The organism is Cytobacillus citreus, assembly GCF_018343665.1.
Classification (GTDB): domain Bacteria; phylum Bacillota; class Bacilli; order Bacillales; family Cytobacillaceae; genus Cytobacillus; species Cytobacillus citreus.
In genome coordinates this window covers 1-2,146 of record NZ_JAGYPM010000014.1, presented here as the reverse complement: position 1 = coordinate 2,146, position 2,146 = coordinate 1, and the positions used below count along the sequence as shown (strand labels likewise).

General features: G+C 52.2%; 1 rRNA gene. It reads left to right on the top strand.

Annotated features, from left to right (window positions below):
* A 23S ribosomal RNA gene (locus tag KHA94_RS25630) occupies positions 1–2,146 on the top strand; the annotation flags it as partial.

Genomic DNA, 2,146 nt, shown 5'->3' with positions numbered 1-2,146 from the left:
GGCACTAGGAGCCGATGAAGGACGGGACTAACACCGATATGCTTCGGGGAGCTGTAAGTAAGCTTTGATCCGGAGATTTCCGAATGGGGAAACCCCCTATCCGTAATGGGATAGGATCTTTACCTGAATACATAGGGTATTGAAGGCAGACCCGGGGAACTGAAACATCTAAGTACCCGGAGGAAGAGAAAGCAAACGCGATTCCCTGAGTAGCGGCGAGCGAAACGGGATTAGCCCAAACCAAGAGGCTTGCCTCTTGGGGTTGTAGGACACTCTATACGGAGTTACAAAGGAACGAGGTAAATGAACAGGTCTGGAAAGGCCGGCCATAGAAGGTAAAAGCCCTGTAGTTGAAACTTCGTTCCCTCCAGAGTGGATCCTGAGTACGGCGGGACACGTGAAATCCCGTCGGAAGCAGGGAGGACCATCTCCCAAGGCTAAATACTCCCTAGTGACCGATAGTGAACCAGTACCGTGAGGGAAAGGTGAAAAGCACCCCGGAAGGGGAGTGAAAGAGATCCTGAAACCGTGTGCCTACAAGTAGTCAGAGCCCATTAACGGGTGATGGCGTGCCTTTTGTAGAATGAACCGGCGAGTTACGATTACATGCGAGGTTAAGTTGAAGAGACGGAGCCGCAGCGAAAGCGAGTCTGAATAGGGCGAATAAGTATGTGGTCGTAGACCCGAAACCAGGTGACCTACCCATGTCCAGGTTGAAGTCCAGGTAACACTGGATGGAGGACCGAACCCACGCACGTTGAAAAGTGCGGGGATGAGGTGTGGGTAGCGGAGAAATTCCAATCGAACTTGGAGATAGCTGGTTCTCTCCGAAATAGCTTTAGGGCTAGCCTCATGTAGTAAGAGTCTTGGAGGTAGAGCACTGTTTGGACTAGGGGCCCTCATCGGGTTACCGAATTCAGACAAACTCCGAATGCCAAAGACTTATCCATGGGAGTCAGACTGCGAGTGATAAGATCCGTAGTCAAGAGGGAAACAGCCCAGACCACCAGCTAAGGTCCCAAAGTATACGTTAAGTGGAAAAGGATGTGGAGTTGCTTAGACAACCAGGATGTTGGCTTAGAAGCAGCCACCATTTAAAGAGTGCGTAATAGCTCACTGGTCGAGTGACTCTGCGCCGAAAATGTACCGGGGCTAAACGTATCACCGAAGCTGTGGATTGACATCTACGATGTCAGTGGTAGGAGAGCGTTCTAAGGGCGTTGAAGCTAGACCGTAAGGACTGGTGGAGCGCTTAGAAGTGAGAATGCCGGTATGAGTAGCGAAAGATGGGTGAGAATCCCATCCACCGAATGCCTAAGGTTTCCTGAGGAAGGCTCGTCCGCTCAGGGTTAGTCGGGACCTAAGCCGAGGCTGAAAAGCGTAGGCGATGGACAACAGGTTGATATTCCTGTACCACCTCTTTACCGTTTGAGCAATGGGGGGACGCAGGAGGATAGGGTAAGCGCGCTGTTGGAATAGCGCGTCCAAGCAGTTAGGCTGCAAGCGAGGCAAATCCCGCTTGCATAAAGGCTGAGCTGTGACGGCGAGGGAAATAAAGTACCGAAGTTCCTGAATCCACACTGCCAAGAAAAGCCTCTAGCGAGGGAAAAGGTGCCCGTACCGCAAACCGACACAGGTAGGCGAGGAGAGAATCCTAAGGTGAGCGAGAGAACTCTCGTTAAGGAACTCGGCAAAATCACCCCGTAACTTCGGGAGAAGGGGTGCTCATTTGGGTGAATAGCCCGGATGAGCCGCAGTGAATAGGCCCAGGCGACTGTTTAGCAAAAACACAGGTCTCTGCGAAGCCGTAAGGCGAAGTATAGGGGCTGACGCCTGCCCGGTGCTGGAAGGTTAAGAGGAGGGGTTAGCGTAAGCGAAGCTCTGAATTGAAGCCCCAGTAAACGGCGGCCGTAACTATAACGGTCCTAAGGTAGCGAAATTCCTTGTCGGGTAAGTTCCGACCCGCACGAAAGGCGTAACGATCTGGGCACTGTCTCAACGAGAGACTCGGTGAAATTATAGTACCTGTGAAGATGCAGGTTACCCGCGACAGGACGGAAAGACCCCGTGGAGCTTTACTGTAGCCTGATATTGAATTTCGGTACAGCTTGTACAGGATAGGTAGGAGCCTTGGAAGCCGGAGCGC